11 protein-coding genes, 1 tRNA gene and 2 pseudogenes are annotated in these 17,351 nt (G+C 71.5%); 10 read left to right on the forward strand and 4 right to left on the reverse strand.

The window, feature by feature from the left end; genetic code table 11:
* Positions 1-82: 82 nt before the first annotated feature.
* Positions 83-403: pseudogene (locus PV796_RS08855) on the forward strand (EsaB/YukD family protein); the annotation flags it as partial.
* 592 nt (positions 404-995) lie between these two features.
* Here PV796_RS08855 and PV796_RS08860 read toward each other — a convergent pair.
* Positions 996-1,080, reverse strand: a tRNA-Leu gene (locus PV796_RS08860).
* Positions 1,081-1,439: 359 nt separating this feature from the next.
* On the opposite strand from PV796_RS08860, the gene PV796_RS08865 reads away from it, so the two are divergent.
* The 4 genes from PV796_RS08865 to PV796_RS08880 all read left to right on the forward strand — a co-directional run bounded on the left by PV796_RS08865 (position 1,440) and on the right by PV796_RS08880 (position 8,149).
* Positions 1,440-3,179 (forward strand): thiamine pyrophosphate-binding protein, encoded by a 1,740-nt coding sequence (locus PV796_RS08865; RefSeq protein WP_274912392.1) that lies wholly within the window; start codon positions 1,440-1,442, stop codon positions 3,177-3,179.
* Between the two features lie 13 nt (positions 3,180-3,192).
* The gene (frc, locus tag PV796_RS08870; RefSeq protein WP_274912393.1) at positions 3,193-4,422 is read left to right on the forward strand and encodes a formyl-CoA transferase; all 1,230 of its coding nucleotides are present in this window, start codon (positions 3,193-3,195) and stop codon (positions 4,420-4,422) included.
* 5 nt (positions 4,423-4,427) lie between these two features.
* Positions 4,428-6,566, forward strand: coding sequence for an acetate--CoA ligase family protein (locus PV796_RS08875; RefSeq protein ID WP_274918932.1), 2,139 nt, complete (start codon positions 4,428-4,430; stop codon positions 6,564-6,566).
* Positions 6,567-6,763: 197 nt separating this feature from the next.
* Entirely contained in the window at positions 6,764-8,149 is a 1,386-nt protein-coding gene (locus tag PV796_RS08880; RefSeq protein WP_274912394.1) for an OFA family MFS transporter, read from the forward strand.
* 76 nt (positions 8,150-8,225) lie between these two features.
* Here the strand turns inward: PV796_RS08880 and PV796_RS08885 are convergent, their stop codons facing one another.
* Positions 8,226-8,615 carry a chorismate mutase gene (locus PV796_RS08885; RefSeq protein WP_274918934.1) on the reverse strand — a complete coding sequence of 130 codons (390 nt, stop codon included), beginning with the start codon at positions 8,613-8,615 and terminating at the stop codon, positions 8,226-8,228.
* Positions 8,616-8,783: 168 nt separating this feature from the next.
* Complete coding sequence (locus tag PV796_RS08890) at positions 8,784-9,467, reverse strand: GntR family transcriptional regulator (protein WP_274912395.1); 684 nt, start codon at positions 9,465-9,467, stop codon at positions 8,784-8,786.
* Between the two features lie 238 nt (positions 9,468-9,705).
* On the opposite strand from PV796_RS08890, the gene fdhD reads away from it, so the two are divergent.
* The 3 genes and pseudogenes from fdhD (at position 9,706) to PV796_RS08905 (ending at position 12,987) form a co-directional block, all read left to right on the forward strand.
* Positions 9,706-10,560 carry a formate dehydrogenase accessory sulfurtransferase FdhD gene (fdhD, locus tag PV796_RS08895; protein WP_274912396.1) on the forward strand — a complete coding sequence of 285 codons (855 nt, stop codon included), beginning with the start codon at positions 9,706-9,708 and terminating at the stop codon, positions 10,558-10,560.
* A 49-nt stretch (positions 10,561-10,609) separates the two neighbouring features.
* Positions 10,610-10,822 (forward strand): annotated as a pseudogene (locus PV796_RS08900) (zinc-binding dehydrogenase); the annotation flags it as partial.
* A gap of 227 nt (positions 10,823-11,049) precedes the next feature.
* Complete coding sequence (locus PV796_RS08905) at positions 11,050-12,987, forward strand: sialidase family protein (RefSeq protein WP_274912397.1); 1,938 nt, start codon at positions 11,050-11,052, stop codon at positions 12,985-12,987.
* On the opposite strand, the gene PV796_RS08910 is transcribed toward PV796_RS08905, so the two are convergent.
* Entirely contained in the window at positions 12,873-14,069 is a 1,197-nt protein-coding gene (locus PV796_RS08910) for a bile acid:sodium symporter family protein (RefSeq protein WP_274912398.1), read from the reverse strand. The genes PV796_RS08905 and PV796_RS08910 overlap by 115 nt on opposite strands.
* 178 nt (positions 14,070-14,247) lie before the next feature.
* On the opposite strand from PV796_RS08910, the gene PV796_RS08915 reads away from it, so the two are divergent.
* Together PV796_RS08915 and PV796_RS08920 are read left to right on the forward strand one after the other, a co-directional pair.
* A complete protein-coding gene (locus PV796_RS08915) occupies positions 14,248-15,111 on the forward strand; it encodes a LysR family transcriptional regulator (RefSeq protein ID WP_274918935.1) in 864 nt (287 codons plus the stop codon).
* Positions 15,112-15,490: 379 nt separating this feature from the next.
* A complete protein-coding gene (locus PV796_RS08920) occupies positions 15,491-17,317 on the forward strand; it encodes an AMP-dependent synthetase/ligase (RefSeq protein WP_274912399.1) in 1,827 nt (608 codons plus the stop codon).
* Positions 17,318-17,351: the final 34 nt, after the last annotated feature.

Raw genomic sequence — 17,351 nt, forward strand, 5'->3', positions numbered from 1 at the left:
ACCCCGGAGTTCGTCAAAGCCGCGATGGTAAGTTCCGGTAAGTGGTGAGCAAAGGAACGACTTCCAGGGGCAGCTGGGTCGGGTGACGTTGGTCGGCGACCGGCGGCGAGCCGATGTCGTCCTGCTCTCCGATGTGCCGATAGGGCAGCTGATCCCGGACATCTTGCAGTTGCTGGGCGATCGGCCCGCATCACGGCCGACGGCACGGCAGTTGATCACGTCCGACGGCTCCGTCCTCCCGCACGACAGCACGCTGGCGTCGGCCGGGATAGCCGACGGCGCCGTGCTCCGGCTCGTCACGGCGCACGCCGCGCCGCCCGCCCCTGTGGTCCACGACGTCACCGATCAGGTCGCTGACGACCTCGACCTGCGGGCGTGGCGCTGGCGTCCCGCCGCGCGCCGGGGGCGGTTGATCACCATCCGCCGGAGGGCTCCTGGCGTGAACCGCTCGTCCTTGCGCGATGAGGGTGGATCCGGCGTCGACTGCGGGGCAGTCTCGCGGTCGCCCTTGATATGCACGTCCGGATTCGTCGTCGCTGGTGCTGTTGGCGGTGCGGTGCCTTGTGTCTTGCGGCGGGCCGGCGAGGGGGACCATGCTGGTTTCCGGGCCGAGGCCGGGGTGTTGGGATCTGTGACCTGGCAGGGGTCGGCGTCGGCTCGTCCGCCACGCCGTCTCGGGAAGTCTCAGGTTCAGCGGGCTACGGTCGATGGCGTGCCGTCGGGCTGGGGCGGTGATATTGCCAGAAGGGGTTCGTCAGGCAAGTTGGTTTGGTCTTCCGCGTTGCTGTCGGCCGGCTCGTCAGGAGGGGAGAAAGCCTCCGAAGAACAGGTCCAGCACATGATCAAGAATCTCGGCGGCATGTCCGCCGGCTGCAAGCAGCAGCCCCGCAGACCAGGCCCCCCTCTATGCCCGACTCCGGCCTGACCTGAAGCATCACACACAACAGCGGGTCGTGATCACTGGATCACAACCCGCTGACATGTGCCTATCTGAGTGTCCGAGGGGGGACTTGAACCCCCACGCCCGATAAAGGGCACTAGCACCTCAAGCTAGCGCGTCTGCCATTCCGCCACCCGGACTTAGGTGGTCTTCGCGGGGCGTTCCCCGCGGCGACATGGATAACAATACCAAGGTTTCGGAGTGCCTTTCACCTGCGTATCCCTGCCGGGCATAAGGCGGGTTGATGAGTGGCGGACGGCGGCCTCCCGGCCAGATGGCTTGATCGTGGCGTTGCCCTCTGGACAACCAAGGGGCGGTGAGAGATAACGGGTCCATACAGTATTTGTCGACTGGCGACTGTATACAGTCTTCAGTCGACGGGAAGAGTGACCCCCGTGACGGCGTCGAGGCGCTTCGGTCGGCGGCTCTCGGGGGCTCAAGTGACGCGGTTCGGTGGCTGTCGATGTGCGGCAACCACGCCCGGAAGGAAGCGACGCAGATGGCTCAGGACAGGCAGATGACTCAGGGTGCGAAGCAGGACCGGAACCAGGGCGGCGAGCCGGGGGGCGGCCGTGGCGGGGTTTCCGGCGGGCACCTGGTGGCCAAGGCGCTCAAGGCGGAGGGGGTGGAGGTGGTCTACACGCTCTGCGGGGGGCACATCATCGACATCTACGACGGGTGCGTTGATGAGGGCATCGAGGTGGTGGATGTCCGGCATGAGCAGGTGGCGGCGCATGCGGCGGACGGGTACGCGCGGCTCACGGGGCGGCCGGGGTGCGCGGTGGTCACCGCGGGGCCGGGGACCACCGATGCGGTGACCGGGGTCGCCAACGCCTTTCGGGCCGAGTCGCCGATGCTGCTGATCGGCGGCCAAGGGGCGCGTACGCAGCACAAGATGGGGTCGCTGCAGGACCTGCCGCACGTCGAGATGATGACGCCGATCACCAAGTTCGCGGCCACCGTGCCGGACACCGCGCGGGCCGCGGACATGGTCTCGATGGCGTTCCGGGAGTGCTTCCACGGTGCGCCCGGGCCGTCGTTCCTGGAGATCCCGCGCGATGTGCTGGACGCCGAGGTGCCGGCCGAGGCGGCACGGGTGCCGCGGGCCGGGCACTACCGGGCCTCGACCCGTTCGCTCGGCGACCCCGAGGACGTGCAGCGGCTGGCCGATCTGCTGGTGCGCGCGGAGAAGCCGGCGATCCTGCTGGGTAGCCAGGTGTGGACGACGCGCGGGACCGATGCCGCGGTGGAGCTCGTCCGGGCGCTGGACGTCCCGGCGTACATGAACGGGGCCGGGCGGGGGACTCTGCCGCCCGGCGATCCGCACCACTTCCAGCTGTCGCGGCGGTACGCGTTCGCCAACGCGGACGTCATCGTGATCGTCGGGACGCCGTTCGACTTCCGGATGGGGTACGGCAAGCGGTTGTCGCCGGACGCCACGGTGGTGCAGATCGATCTGGACTACCGGACGGTGGGGCGGAACCGGGACGTCGATCTGGGGATCGTGGGAGACGCGGGCCTGGTGCTGAAGGCGGTCACCGAGGCGGCGTCCGGGCGGATCAACGGGGGTGCCGCCAAGCGCAAGGAGTGGTTGGACGAGCTGCGCGCGGCCGAACAGGCCGCGCTGGCCAAGCGGTTGCCGCAGTTGCGGTCGGATGCCTGCCCCATCCACCCCTACCGGTTGGTGAGCGAGATCAACGACTTCCTGACGGAGGATTCGATCTACATCGGGGACGGCGGGGACGTCGTCACCTTCTCCGGGCAGGTCGTGCAGCCCAAGTCGCCGGGGCACTGGATGGATCCGGGGCCGCTCGGGACGCTCGGCGTCGGCATCCCCTTCGTACTGGCCGCCAAGCAGGCCCGGCCCGAGAAGGAGGTGGTCACGCTCTTCGGGGACGGCGCGTTCAGCCTGACGGGCTGGGACTTCGAGACGCTGGTCCGCTACGACCTGCCGTTCGTCGGCGTCATCGGCAACAACTCGTCGATGAACCAGATCCGTTACGGGCAGCGGGCGAAGTACGGCGCGGAGCGGGAGCGGGTCGGCAACACGCTCGGGGACGTCCGCTACGACGAGTTCGCGCGGATGTTGGGCGGCTACGGCGAGGAGGTCCGGGACCCGGCGGACATCGCGCCGGCGCTGCGGCGGGCCCGGGAGTCGGGCAAGCCCTCGCTGATCAATGTGTGGATCGATCCGGACGCGTACGCCCCCGGAACGATGAACCAGACGATGTACAAGTAGGAGGGGGTCGGCCATGTCCAAGGCACTCGACGGCATTCGCGTCCTCGATATGACACACGTTCAATCCGGCCCCTCCGCAACGCAGTTGCTGGCGTGGCTCGGGGCCGATGTGGTCAAGCTGGAGGCGGTGAGCGGGGACATCACGCGGCGTCAGTTGCGGGACGTCCCGGACGCCGACTCGCTCTACTTCACGATGCTCAACTGCAACAAGCGCAGCATCACCCTGAACACCAAGACGGAGCGCGGCAAGGAACTGCTGACCGAGCTGATCCGGCGCAGCGATGTGCTGGTGGAGAACTTCGGTCCGGGTGCCGTCGATCGGATGGGGTTCCCCTGGGAGCGCATCCAGGAGATCAACCCGCGGATCGTCTACGCCAGCATCAAGGGGTTCGGCGAGGGCCCGTACACCGGTTACAAGGCGTACGAAGTGGTGGCCCAGGCAATGGGCGGGTCGATGGCGACGACCGGTTTCGAGGAGGGGCCGCCGCTGGCGACCGGGGCGCAGATCGGCGACTCCGGCACCGGGGTGCACTGCGTCGCGGGCATCCTGGCCGCGCTCTTCCAGCGCACCCGCACCGGCCGCGGCCAGCGGGTCAACGTCGCCATGCAGCACGCGGTGCTCAACCTGTGCCGGGTCAAGCTGCGGGACCAACAGCGCCTGGCACACGGCCCGTTGGCGGAGTACCCGAACGAGGACTTCGGCGACGAGGTGCCGCGCAGCGGCAACGCCAGCGGCGGTGGGCAGCCGGGGTGGGCGGTGAAGTGCGCGCCGGGCGGGCCCAACGACTACGTCTATGTGATCGTGCAGCCGGTCGGTTGGCGGCCGATCACCGAGCTGATCGGGCGGCCTGAGCTGTCCGAGGACCCGGACTGGGCGACGCCGGAGGCCCGGCTGCCCAGGCTGTCGAAGATGTTCCAGCTGATCGAGGAGTGGAGCAGCACGCTCCCCAAGTGGGAGGTGTTGGCGCAGCTCACCGCCCATGACATCCCCTGCGGGCCGATCCTGTCGACCAAGGAGATCATCGAGGACGCCTCGCTGGCCGAGAACGGCATGGTGGTGCGGGTCGAGCACCCGCAGCGCGGCGCCTTCACCACCGTCGGCTCCCCGCTGAAGCTGTCCGACTCCCCCGTCGACGTGCACCGCTCGCCGCTGCTGGGCGAGCACAACGCCGAGGTGTACGGCGGGGAACTGGACCTGGACGGACCGGAATTGGCGCAGTTGAAGGCGGAGGGAGTGATTTGATGCGGATGACCGAGGGTCAGAAGCGCGTTGTCGGTGGGGTGTTGGGTGCCGCGCGGGGTGCGGGGCGGACGGTGCTCACCGCTCCCGAGGCGAGGGTGATCGCCGACGCGTACGGGATTCCGGTGCCGGCCGAGGGGGTGGCGGAGGACGCCGAGGAGGCGGTGGCGCTCGCCGCCCGGATCGGGTTCCCGGTGGCGCTCAAGATCGTTTCACCGGACATTCCGCACAAGACCGAGGCGGGCGGGGTGCGGACCGGCCTCGACTCGGCGGCCGAGGTGCGCGGCGCGTTCACCGCGGTCGTGGCCAACGCCCGGGCCTACGCGCCGGGCGCGCGGATCGACGGTGTGTTGGTGCAGCAGATGGTGCCGGCGGGGCAGGAGGTGATCGTCGGGGCGGTCAGCGACCCGACGTTCGGGAAGGTCGTGGCGTTCGGGCTGGGCGGCGTGCTGGTCGAGGTGCTCAAGGACGTCACCTTCCGGCTGGCGCCGGCGACGGCCGAGGACGCCGCGTCGATGCTGGACGGCATCCGGGCGGCCGAGGTGCTGCGCGGGGTGCGCGGCGGGCCCGCGGCGGACCGCGCGGCGCTGGTCGACCTGATCGTCCGCACCTCTCAACTCGCCGCGGATTTCCCTCAGATCGCGGAGGTCGACCTCAATCCGGTGTTCGCGTCGGCGGACGGGGTGTGCGCCGCCGACGTCCGGATCCTGCTGAGCGAGGGGGCGCCGCCGGCCCGTCCGCGGCACGGCCGGGCGGAGATCCTGGCCGCGATGCGGCGGCTGATGCGGCCCCGTTCGGTGGCGGTCATCGGGGCCTCCAACACCCCGGGGAAGATCGGCCACTCGATACTGCGCAATCTGCTCGACGGCGGGTTCTCCGGCGAGATCCATCCGGTGCACCCCACGGCGGACGACATCCTGGGCCGCAAGGCGTACCGGTCGGTGCGGGACGTGCCCGGCGAGGTGGACGTTGCGGTGTTCGCCATCCCCGCGCCGCTGGTGCCGGCCGCGTTGGAGGAGGTCGGCCGCAAGGGCGTCCCGAACGCCGTGCTGATCCCGTCCGGCTTCGCGGAGAGCGGCGAACTCGCCCTCCAGGAAAGGATCGTGGCGATCGGCGCGGAGTGGGGCGTCCGCCTGCTCGGGCCGAACATCTACGGCTACTACTCCACCTGGCAGGACCTGTGCGCCACCTTCTGCACCCCGTACGACGTCAAGGGCGGGGTGGCGCTCACCTCGCAGTCCGGCGGCATCGGGATGGCGATCCTGGGCTTCGCCCGGACGACCCGGACCGGCGTCTCGGCGATCGTCGGGCTCGGCAACAAGGCGGACGTGGACGAGGACGACCTGCTCACCTATTTCGGCGAGGATCCGCACACCGACTGCATCGCGATGCACCTCGAAGACCTCAAGGACGGCCGGGCGTTCGTCGAGGCGGCCCGGGAGACCGTGCCGAAGAAGCCGGTGGTGGTGTTGAAGGCGGGCCGGACCGGGGCCGGGGCGCGGGCCGCCGGCTCCCACACCGGCGCGCTGGCCGGCGATGACGCGGTCTACGACGACATCCTGCGGCAGGCCGGGGTGATCCGGGCGCCGGGCCTCGCCGACCTGTTGGAGTACGCCCGGGCGCTGCCCGTGCTGCCCGTCCCGAAGGGCGACAACGTGGTGGTGATCACCGGTGCCGGCGGCTCCGGGGTGCTGCTGTCGGACGCGCTGGTGGACAACGGCCTGCGGTTGATGGACATCCCGGCCGATCTCGACGCGGCGTTCCGCCGGCTGATCCCGCCGTTCGGCTCGGCCGGCAATCCCGTCGACATCACCGGTGGCGAGCCCCCGGCCACCTACGAGGCGGCCCTGCGGTTGGGGCTGTCCGATCCCCGGATCCACGCGCTGGTGTTGGGTTACTGGCACACCCTCGTCACCCCGCCCGCGGTCTTCGCGGAGTTGACGGCGCGGGTCGTCGGGGAGTTCCGGGCGCGCGGCATCGAGAAGCCGGTGGTGGCGTCGCTGGCCGGGGACACCGAGGTCGAGGCGGCGGCCGCCCGGCTCTTCGACAACGGGGTGGTCGCCTACCCGTACACCACCGAGAAGCCGGTGGCGGCACTCGGCGCCAAGTACCGCTGGGCGCGGGCCGCGGGGCTGCTCGGTCCCTGACGCCGTTCCTGCACACCCGAAGCGAAAAGGGACAGAGGGCGCGCTGACCGGATTTTTTCGATTCCGAGGTGAACGGCATGGATCGCAGTCGCAGGACCGGGCGGGATGACGGCAGGGGAAGGGCGGGGGCAACGGGAACGGGAGACGAGGGAACCGCACCGGCAGCACGAACAGCCGCACGCACAACGCCAGGCACGATGCCAGGCACCGCGGCCATCAGCTACCGCGAAATCACCGACGGCAAGGGCCGGATCTACCGCATCGGGGAGACCGATCGGGAGCTACTCGGCGGCCACTCACGGAAGTTGATGGTGTATCTGCCGTGGGCGTCGATGATAGCGATCAGCGTCTCCGAGTACGCGTACGGATCGGCCGAGGGCACGCTGTCGCACGCCCACGGCTGGACGCAGAGCGACACCTTCTGGATCCTGAGCGTCTGGGTGTTCTTCCAGGCGGGGATCGCCTTCCCGGCCGGTTGGTTACGGGAACGCGGCATCCTGACCGCGCGCCGGGCGATGTTCATCGGGGCGGTGCTGAGCCTGTTGGGCTTCGTCGCCCTGGGGCACCTGGACAACGTGCCGGCGGCGCTCTGCGGTTTCGGGGTCGTCGGCGGCATCGGCTCCGGGCTCGTCTACGCCACCTGTATCAACATGGTCGGCAAGTGGTTCCCGGAACGGCGCGGCGCGAAGACCGGGTTCGTCAACGGCGGATTCGCCTACGGCGCCCTGCCGTTCATCTTCGTCTTCAACTACGCCTTCAACACCCGTGACTTCGACGAGGTGTTGGACCTCATCGGGGTCTATGTGCTGATCGTGGTGGCGGGTTGTGCCTGGTTCTTCAAGGACCCGCCGAAGAACTGGTGGCCCGCGGACGTCGAACCGCCGCTCACCGCCGGCGGCGCGCAGAAGCCGGCGGTGGGACTGGCCAAGAACCCGCCCGCGGTACGGCAGTTCACGCCCAAGGAGGCGATCCGCAGCGGGGTGCTGCCGCTGATGTGGATGAGCGTGGTGCTGACCGCCGGCGTCTCGATATTCGGGATCTCGTTCCAGGTCGACTTCGCCAAGGAAGTGGGCTTCGGCCCGCTGGTCGCGGCGTCGTCGATGGGGATCATGTCCGTCGTCAACGGCGTCGGGCGGACGGCGGTCGGTTGGCTGTCGGACCTGTGGGGCCGGAAGACGACCCTGGTGCTCGTGATCGTCGTGTTGGGACTGGCCCAGTTCGGGGTGTTGTGGGCCGGGGACCTGCACAGCCAGTGGCTGTTCCTGCTCTTCGCCTTCCTCTCCGGCCTCGGCGGCGGCGCCTTCTATCCGCTCTTCGCCGCCCTCACCCCCGACTACTTCGGGGAGAACTACAACGCCAGCAACTACGGCCTGGTCTACAGCGGCAAGCTCATCAGCGGCCTGTTCGGCGGCGGACTGGGCTCGATGGTGGTCAGTGCCTGGGGTTACAACGGCGCGTACCTGCTGGCCGGCGGTATCTCCCTGGTCGCGGCGGCCTTCACCCTGCTGCTGCACCAACCGGGCCGGACCCGACTCCGCGACGTGGCCGCCAACCCCCGTCCGATCAGTCGGGAGATGACCTGAACCACCGTCTCCGCCCCGGGAGTTGAGGGATTCCTCGACCCGGGGCGAGCGGCGTTCGCGGCAGGAGTGGGCACAGTCAGCCGGCGGTCGGCCCGGACCCCGGGGCCGGTTCCCCTCCGTCGCCGGTCACCGCCCGGTCCGCGATCGCGCGGTGGTGGCGAACGACCTCACCGATGATGAAGTTGAGGAACTTCTCGGCGAAGGCCGGGTCCAGGCGGGCCTCTTCGGCCAGGCGGCGGAGGCGGGCGATCTGGGCGGCCTCGCGCGCCGGGTCGGCGGGCGGCAGGCTGTGCCGGGCCTTGAGCTCACCGACCTGCTGGGTGCACTTGAAGCGCTCGGCGAGCAGGTGCACCAGCGCGGCGTCGAGGTTGTCGATGCTGCTGCGCAGGTAGAGCAGCCGCTCGCGGGCCGCCTCGTCGGCGACGGAGGCCGCTTCGCCGGTCGCCGCTGCTGTCCCTTCGCTCATGTACGCCTCGCCGTTCTGGTCGGGTTCGGGTGGTTCGTCCGTGATCGGCTGATGCGCGATCGCCTGCACCCTACCCGCCGGCGGGCCGCTCCTCGCCCCTGGTCTCGCCCCTCGGACGGGACGCGGGACGGCGGGGGCAAGGATCGGCCACCCCGGCCTCCGCCCCGGTCAGGCGTCCTCGCCGTCGCGTTCGTGGTACATCCGCCGGGTGTGCTCGGTGTGCGCGCGCATCACGGCGGTGGCGCGCGCCTCGTCGCCGTCGGCGATCGCCGCGATCAGCTCGCGGTGTTCGGCCCAGGACCGCTTGCCGCGCCGGCGGGCGACCGGGGTGTAGTACCAGCGCACCCGGCGCCCGACCTGCCCGGCCAGTTCCGCGAGGACGGCGTTGTCGGCGAGCGCGGTCACCTTGGCGTGGAACTCGGCGTTGAGCGCCACCGCCGTCTCCACGTCGTCGTCGTGGACCGCGCGCTCGCCCTCGTCGCAGAGCCGCTCCAGCTCGGCGATGCCGGCGGGGGCGGCGTGGACGGCGGCGAGCCGGGCGGCCTCCGCCTCCAGGAGCGTGCGGACCGTGAGCAGTTGGTCAGCCTCCTCCTCGGTGGCCTCGTGGACGAACGCGCCCTGGGCGGGCCGCAGATCGACCCAACCGTCGGTGTTGAGCCGCTGCAGGGCCTCGCGCACCGGCTGGCGGGAGACACCGAGGTGGCCCGCCAATTCGCTCTCGACCAGGTGCTGGCCGGGCGGCAGCGCACGCGTGGTGATCAGTTCGAGCAGTGCCTCGTAGACGCGCTCGCGCAGTGGGCCGGGGCGTTCCAGCTTGGGCACGGCGCCCTGCGGCAAACCTCGGGACAGCATCGGGGCCCCCTCCGTTATTGGCTATCGTCTACAGTCTACCGAGCGCCACCGGTGCCCCACAGGCCGCCGCGACGATCTGGCTCATCCGGGTCGGGTGGCCGCCACCGACGACCGCGCCGGGTGAACGCCCGTACCGGACAATGGACATCGGGCATCGACATCGGCGAACGCGCCCACCACCACGACGGACACCGGTGAGCACGCCCATCACCGCAGACAGGACCGGGGCTGATCAGACATGGGACGGGTCACCGAGCGACGCCGCGTCATCCGGATCCGTGGCGGTGCGGTGAGCAGCCGGCCGGACACCCTGGTCGCCGAGGAGCCGCTGGAGATCCGGCTGAACGGCCGGCCGTTGGCGATCACCATGCGCACCCCCGGCGACGACTTCGCGCTGGCCGCGGGCTTCCTGGTCAGCGAGGGGGTGCTGGGCGCCGCGGACGAGGTCGCGAACATCGTGTACTGCGCGGGGGCCACCGAGGACGGGCGCAACACGTACAACGTCGTTGACGTGCGGCTGGCGGACGGCGTTCCGGTCCCCGACATCACCCTGGAGCGGAACGTCTACACGACGTCGTCGTGCGGGCTGTGCGGCAAGGCGAGCCTGGACGCGGTGCGCACCACCGCCCGCTGGTCGCTGACCGCCGATCCGGACCCCGCGCTGCGGATCGCCCCGGAGACCCTGGCGACCCTCCCCGACCGACTACGGTCCACCCAGCGGGTCTTCGAGCGGACCGGCGGGCTGCACGCGGCGGCGCTGTTCACGGCCGACGGCGAACTGCTCGATGTCCAAGAGGACGTGGGGCGCCACAACGCGGTGGACAAGGTCGTCGGGCGGGCACTCCGGGACGACCGGCTGCCGCTGTCGTCCAGCGTGCTGATGGTGTCCGGACGGGCCTCGTTCGAGCTGGCGCAGAAGGCCGTGATGGCCGGCATCCCGGTCTTGGCCGCGGTCTCCGCGCCGTCCTCATTGGCCGTGGACCTGGCCGCCGAGGCGGGGTTGACGCTGGTCGGCTTCCTGCGCGGGGCGTCGATGAACATCTACGCGGGCGAGCACCGGTTGGCGTGGGACGGGGCGAACGCCGGCGGCTGAGGACGCCCGGCCGGCCCGGCTCACTCCCCGGCGTCGGCGACGAGCCGGTGACCGTGGGCGGCGGCGCGCCCCAACAATGCGGCGCTTCGCCACCGTCCATCGGAAGCGGTACGCGCGCCACCATGGCCAGTTGTGGGAGCTGGCGGCGGCCGGCCGGTTGACGACCGCGGTCCACGCCGAACTGCCGCTGGCCGAGGCCGCGAAGGCGCACGAGATCATCGAGGCGCGGGCCAACCTGGGGAAGGTGGTGCTGCGACCGTGAGGCGTCCCGACGGGGCGCGGTCGGGGCGCCGGACGCACCGTCGGCCCGAGGTGGCGCACACGGCGCAGTGCGCCCGGCCCGGGAGAGTGAATTCCGGGGTGGGCGGGGAGAACCGACGTCGGCTCCTTGTCGCTCTTGGCGCACGGCAGTAGCTTCCGTCCCATCTGCACATAGGACGTTGGATGTCCTGATGACCCGACCCGATGCCTCGAAGGGCAGGCCGGACCATGGCGTCAGATCTCCGCGCGCACCTCCGCCCCCGCCACAGATCCCGGCAGCGCCGGGCCCGCGCCACCGTCGCCGCGCTGACCGTCACCGCGCTCGCCGCCCTGGCGACCGCCCCCGCCCGGGCCGCCGGTGACGCCCCCTCAGGCGGCTTCGACCAGCGGGTCGTCTTCAAGGCGGCGCAGGAGAAGGGGTACTTCTGCTTCCGTATACCCGCCATCGTGCGGACCGTCCGCGGCACCCTGCTCGCCTTCGCCGAGGGCCGGGTGCACGACTGCGGGGACGCCGGCGACATCGACCTCGTCGTCAAGCGCTCCACCGACGGCGGCCGGACCTGGGGCCCGCTGAAGGTCATCAACCACGGCGACGGGGACACCCACGGCAACCCGGTGCCCCTCGTGGACCGCCGCACCGGCCGGATCGTCCTCGCCGAGACCTACAACAAGGGCCGTACCGACGGCCTCAGTTGTGACGTGCCCTGCGACCGCACCCCGCACCTCCAGTACAGCGACGACGACGGCGCCACCTGGTCCGTGCCCCGCGACCTGACCCGCAGCATCCGCCCCCGGCGGTGGAACTCCTGGTACGCCACCGGCCCGTTGCACGGCATCCAGCTCGCCCACGGGAGGCACGCGGGCCGGCTGGTCTTCGGGGTCAACGCCGAGAGCTACGCGGGCCATCGGGTCACCGCCAACCACGCCGCCCTGGTCCACAGCGACGACGGCGGGGCCACCTGGCGGATCGGCGCGCTCGACACCTGGCCGGTCGCGCCCGACGGCACCTTCCGCCAGAAGCCGTCCGAGATGGCCCTCCTGGAGCGCACCGACGGCTCGATCTACGTCAACGGCCGCGAACAGGACGGCACGGACCTGGGCAACCGCACCGCCGCCGTCAGCCGGGACGGCGGCGACTCCTTCGCCGCCCCGTTCCGCGCCCTGCCCGACTTCTCCGCCCCGATGGTGCAGGCGTCGGCGCTGCTGCTGCCGCGCTCGTCGGCCGCCGGCGGCGGCACCCGCACCCTGCTCGCCGCGCCCGCCGACCCCGACCGCCGCCGCGTCATGACCCTCCGGTCCTCCTATGACCAGGGCCGCACCTGGGAGGGCGTGGACCGGGGCGCCCGGGTCACCGCCGACTGGTCCGGCTACTCGGACCTGGTCGCCGTCTCCCCCACCGTCACCGGCCTGCTCTACGAGGGCGGCGCCGCCGACGCCCGGGACGAGATCCGCTTCGCCCGCTTCACCGAGGCGTGGCTCGGACCGCGCCGCGGCCCCGACCCCACCACCCCCGACCTGGCCCGCGGCGCCCGGCCGGCGGCGGTCCTCGGCGGCGCCCGGCTCACCGACGGCCCCTTCGGCCGCGCGCTGTCCTTCGACGGCACCGACGACGCCGTGCGCCTCCCCTACCGCGACTCGCTCCCCCTGGGGAGCCGGGAGTTCACCTGCTCCCTGTGGTTCCGCTACCGCGCCGCCCGGGGTGCGCAGCCGCTGCTGTGGATGGGCGGGATGGGCAGCGCCTCCCCGCAGGTCGCGGTGAGCGGCGACCCGGCGCACGACCGGATCACCGCGCACCTGACGGCCGTTGACGGTGCCCGGCCGCCGGCGACGGTCCGCCTCGCCAGCGCCGGCGCCTACAACGACGGCCGCTGGCACCACCTCGCGCTGCGTCGCGCCGGCGGTCGGCTGCGGCTGACCGTGGACGGCGCCGCGACCGCGTCCACCGCCGACGCGCCCGGAACGGTCAGCCGCACCTCGGTGTTCGGCGCGTTCCTGGGCCAGCAGCCGGACGGGCGGGCGCGGTTGACCGGTGCGCTCTCCCAGGTCCGGGTCTACGGGCGGGCGTTGACCGACGCCGAGCTGGAGCGGGTGCGCGGGGGCAGTGCCTCGGTGCCCGGCCCGTTGGTGCTCGGGCTCCCCTTGGACAGGGTGAACGGCGGCCGCTGATCGGACGGTTGGGGCCCGGAGCCGTCGGGAGCCGCCGGCGGCTCCTCCTCGGCGTCCGCTTGGGCCGCGTACCGCTTGGCGAGCACCGCGCACACCATGAGCTGCATCTGGTGGAAGACCATCAGTGGTAGCACCGCCAACCCGGCCTGGGCGCCGAACAGGACGCTGGCCATCGGCAGCCCGGCGGCCAGGCTCTTCTTCGAGCCGGCGAAGGTGATCGCGATCCGGTCGGCCCGGTTGAAGCCCAGCTTCCGCGACCCGTACGAGGTGAGCGTCAGCATGGCCGTCAGCAGCAGCGCCTCGACGCCCAACAGGCACAACAGTCGCAGCGGGGAGACCTGGTGCCAGATGCCCTGCACCATGCCGGCGCTGAACGCGGCGTAGACGACCAGCAGGATCGAGCCGCGGTCGACGTAGCCGAGGACCTTCTTGTGCCGGACCAGGAAGCTGCCCTCCCGTCGCCCACCACCACCCTGCCCGGCGCGCTGCGCGCGACCCCTCTTGTTCCACCAACGGCGCAGCAGTTGCCCGGCGAGGAACGGGAGCAGCAGTTGGCAGGCGATCGAGACCAGGGAGTGCGCGGAGAAGCCGCCGCCGTTGCCGTGTAGCACCAGCCCGGCGAGCAGCGGGGTGACGGCGATCCCGACGATGCTGGAGAACGAGCCGGCGCAGATCGCCGCCGCCACGTTGCCGCGGGCGATGGAGGTGAAGGCGATGGAGGACTGGACCGTCGACGGCACCAGGCACAGGAACAGCAGGCCCGTGTAGAGGGCGGGCGGCAGGACGTGGGGAACCAGGCCGCCGGCGGCCAGGCCGAGCACCGGGAACGCCACGAACGTGCAGGCCAGCGTGGTCAGATGGAGCCGCCAGTGACGCAGCCCGTCCATTGCTTCCCGGGTGGAGAGCCGGGCCCCGTAGAGGAAGAAGAGGAGGGCGACGGCCCCGGTGGAGGCGCCGTCGGCGACGGTGGCGGCGGTGCCGCGGGCCGGCAGCAGGGCGGCCAGGCCGACGGTGCCGAGCAACGCGAGGAGGTAACCGTCCACGGGGAGCCAGGAGGGCAGGCGGAACACAGGGCGGCGCATGGTCTCTCTTCGGGGTCGACGGCTCACGGGCGGTGGCATGGACGGTGCCCTCCCCAGCCTGCCGGGCGGGCCGGCGATCGGGAACCCCTCTTACTATGGTGACTGTCATCATGGATCGCGATAGCTGTCGGATGCCGAGGGTGGAGCGGGGCCAGTGGTGGAGCACGTGGGACGTCCGATGTTCGACCCGGTGCAGTTGCGCACCTTCCTCGCGGTGGCGCAGACGCTGAGCTTCACGCAGGCCGCGCACCGGTTGGGGTTGCGTCAGTCGACGGTGAGCCAGCACGTGCGGCGGCTGGAAGACGCCGCCGGGCGGCGGTTGTTCGTGCGGGACACCCATGCCGTGGATCTCACCGAGGACGGCGAGGCGATGCTGGGTTTCGCGCGCACCATCTTGGAGGCCAACGAGCGGGCGGCCGGCTTCTTCGCCGGGACCCGGCTGCGGGGTCGGCTGCGCTTCGGCGCGTCCGAGGACTTCGTGCTGACGCGCCTGCCGGAGGTCCTGGAGGGGTTCCGGCGGGATCATCCGGAGGTCGATCTGGAGCTGACCGTGGAGCTGTCCGGCACGCTGCACGAGCTGCTGGCGGCCGGCCGGCTCGACCTCGTGTTGGCCAAGCGGCGCCCGGAGGAGCCGCGGGGCCAACTGGTGTGGCGGGACCGGCTGGTGTGGGTGGGCGGCGAGCGGCTGCGGCTGGATCCGCAGCGGCCGGTCCCGTTGGTGGTCTTCCCGCCGCCGGCGGTGACCCGGGCGCGGGCGTTGGAGGCGTTGGAGGAGCAGGGCCGGCAGTGGCGGATCGTCTGCACCAGCGGGAGCCTCAACGGGCTGATCGCGGCGACCCGGGCGGGGTTGGGGGTGATGGCGCACACCCGGGGGCTGATCCCTCCGGGCCTGGTGCGGATACCGCCCCGGGCCGGGCTGCCGGAGTTGGGCGGGGTGGACTTCGTCCTGCTGCACGGGCGGCGGGTGGGGGCGGCGCGCGGTCCGGCGGAGGCGTTGGCGGGGGCGGTCCTGGCGGGCGGCGACCGGCTGCACCTCCCGTAGGGGCGCGGCCGCGGGCGGCCGGAATCCGTCGTACCGCTCCGGGGCGTGCCACGGCCCGGAGCGGGTGCCGACGGTCGGCCGGGCGGTCGGGGGATCTCCCGGGAGCCTTCCGCAGATCGCCGCAGTCCGCCGGAATACGCCTCCGACATGGTTCAACGTCGCAAAAGATGCAGAGATTCGGTGCAGATCCGGTCCCGGCGCCGTGTTCGCCGAGCGGCGGAACGGCCGGATAATGTCCGCGGTTACCCCAAGTAACCCGATTTCCCTGTCTGGCCAGTTCGCACTCCCCCGCCGGCCCGGCGTGGTAGCGCACTCCCACCCGCCGTCCCCGTGGGGTACGGTCGCGGCCTTGTGAGAAGCACCACGAGGAGCTGGGTCATTGCGCGAGTTCACCGTCCCGCCGTTGGCGACCGCGCCCCGGGTCGGCGGGCTGGCCGACTCGGTCTACGACAACGCGGACTCCGATCCCGGACGGACCGCGCTCGCCGTTAAGGACGCCGCCGGGCAGTGGCAGGACGTCTCCGCCGGACAGTTCCGGGACGAGGTCATCGGGCTCGCCAAGGGCCTGCTCGCGCAGGGCATCCGGTTCGGCGACCGGGTCGGCATCATGTCCCGCACCCGCTATGAGTGGACCCTGTTCGACTATGCGCTGTGGTCCATCGGCGCCCAGTCCGTGCCCCTCTATCCGACCTCGTCGGCGGAGCAGGTCTTCTGGATGCTGCACAACGCGGACGTCTCGGCCTGCCTGGTGGAGCACGAGGACCACGCGATGACCGTCGGTTCGGTCGTCGGCAAGCTCCCCCAACTGCGGAAGCTGTGGCAGTTGGACGCCGACCCGGTCGCCGAACTAACCGCGGCCGGCGCGCACATCGACGACGAGGTGGTGCACCGGCACCGGATGGCGATCACCCCGGAAGCCGTCGCGACGCTCATCTACACCTCCGGCACCACCGGCCGCCCCAAGGGCTGCGTGATCACGCACGCCAACTTCATGGCCGAGGCCGACAACATCGTGCAGCGCTACGACAAGGTCTTCCGCTCCAAGCCCGGCGACGAGGCAGCGACCCTGCTCTTCCTGCCACTGGCCCACGTCTTCGGGCGGATGGTGCAGGTCGCCGCGGTCCGCGGCCGGGTCAAGCTGGGCCACCAGCCCGAGTTGTCGGCCCGCGCGCTGCTGCCGGACCTCCAGGCGTTCCGCCCCACCTTCGTCCTCGCGGTGCCGTACATCTTCGAGAAGGTCTTCGCCGCGGCCCGCCGGAAGGCCGAGGTCGAGGGCAAGGAGGGCCCGTTCGACAAGGCCGTCCAGGTCGCGGTCCGGCACGCGGAGGCGCTGGAGCACAAGGCGTTCGGCACCGGCCCCGGTCCCGGCGCCGCGCTGCGGATGCAGCACCAGCTCTTCGACAAGCTGGTCTACAGCAAGGTCCGCGAGGCGCTGGGCGGCCGGGTGCGGCACGCGATGTCCGGCGGCTCGGCGATGGAGCGCCGACTGGGCCTGTTCTTCGCCGGCGCCGGCGTCCGGATCTTCGAGGGTTACGGCCTGACGGAGAGCACCGCGGCGGCCACCGCCAACCCGCCCGAGCGGACCCGCTTCGGCACCGTGGGCACGCCGGTCCCCGGCACCACCGTCCACATCGCCGAGGACGGCGAGATCTGGCTCCACGGGGGCCAGGTCTTCCAGGGCTACCACAACAACGTCAAGGCGACCGACGCGGTGCTGCACGACGGCTGGTTCGCCACCGGGGACCTCGGCGCCCTGGACGAGGACGGCTATCTGACGATCACCGGCCGGAAGAAGGAAATCCTGGTCACCTCGGGCGGCAAGTCGGTCTCGCCGGTGCCGTTGGAGGAGCGCGTGCGGGCGCACCCGTTGGTCGCCCAGTGCATCGTCCTCGGCAACGACCGGCCGTTCATCTCGGCGCTGATCACCCTGGACCCGGAGGCGGTCGCGCACTGGCTGACGATGCGCGGCAAGCCGGAGATGGCGCCGCGCGACCTGGTGCGCGACCCCGATCTGGAGACCGAGATCCGGCGGGCGGTGGTCGCGGCGAACACCCTGGTCTCACAGGCCGAGTCGATCCGCACGTTCCGGATACTGGCCAACCAGTTCAGCGAGGAGCAGGGCCTGCTGACGCCGTCGCTGAAGCTCAAGCGCAAGGCGATCGAGGCGGCGTACGCGGCGGAGGTGGACGCGCTCTACCGGGCGTGAGGGGCGGGCGGGGCGGGCGGAATTCGTCGGCGTG

Source organism: Streptomyces sp. WZ-12, assembly GCF_028898845.1.
Classification (GTDB): Bacteria; Actinomycetota; Actinomycetes; order Streptomycetales; family Streptomycetaceae; genus Streptomyces.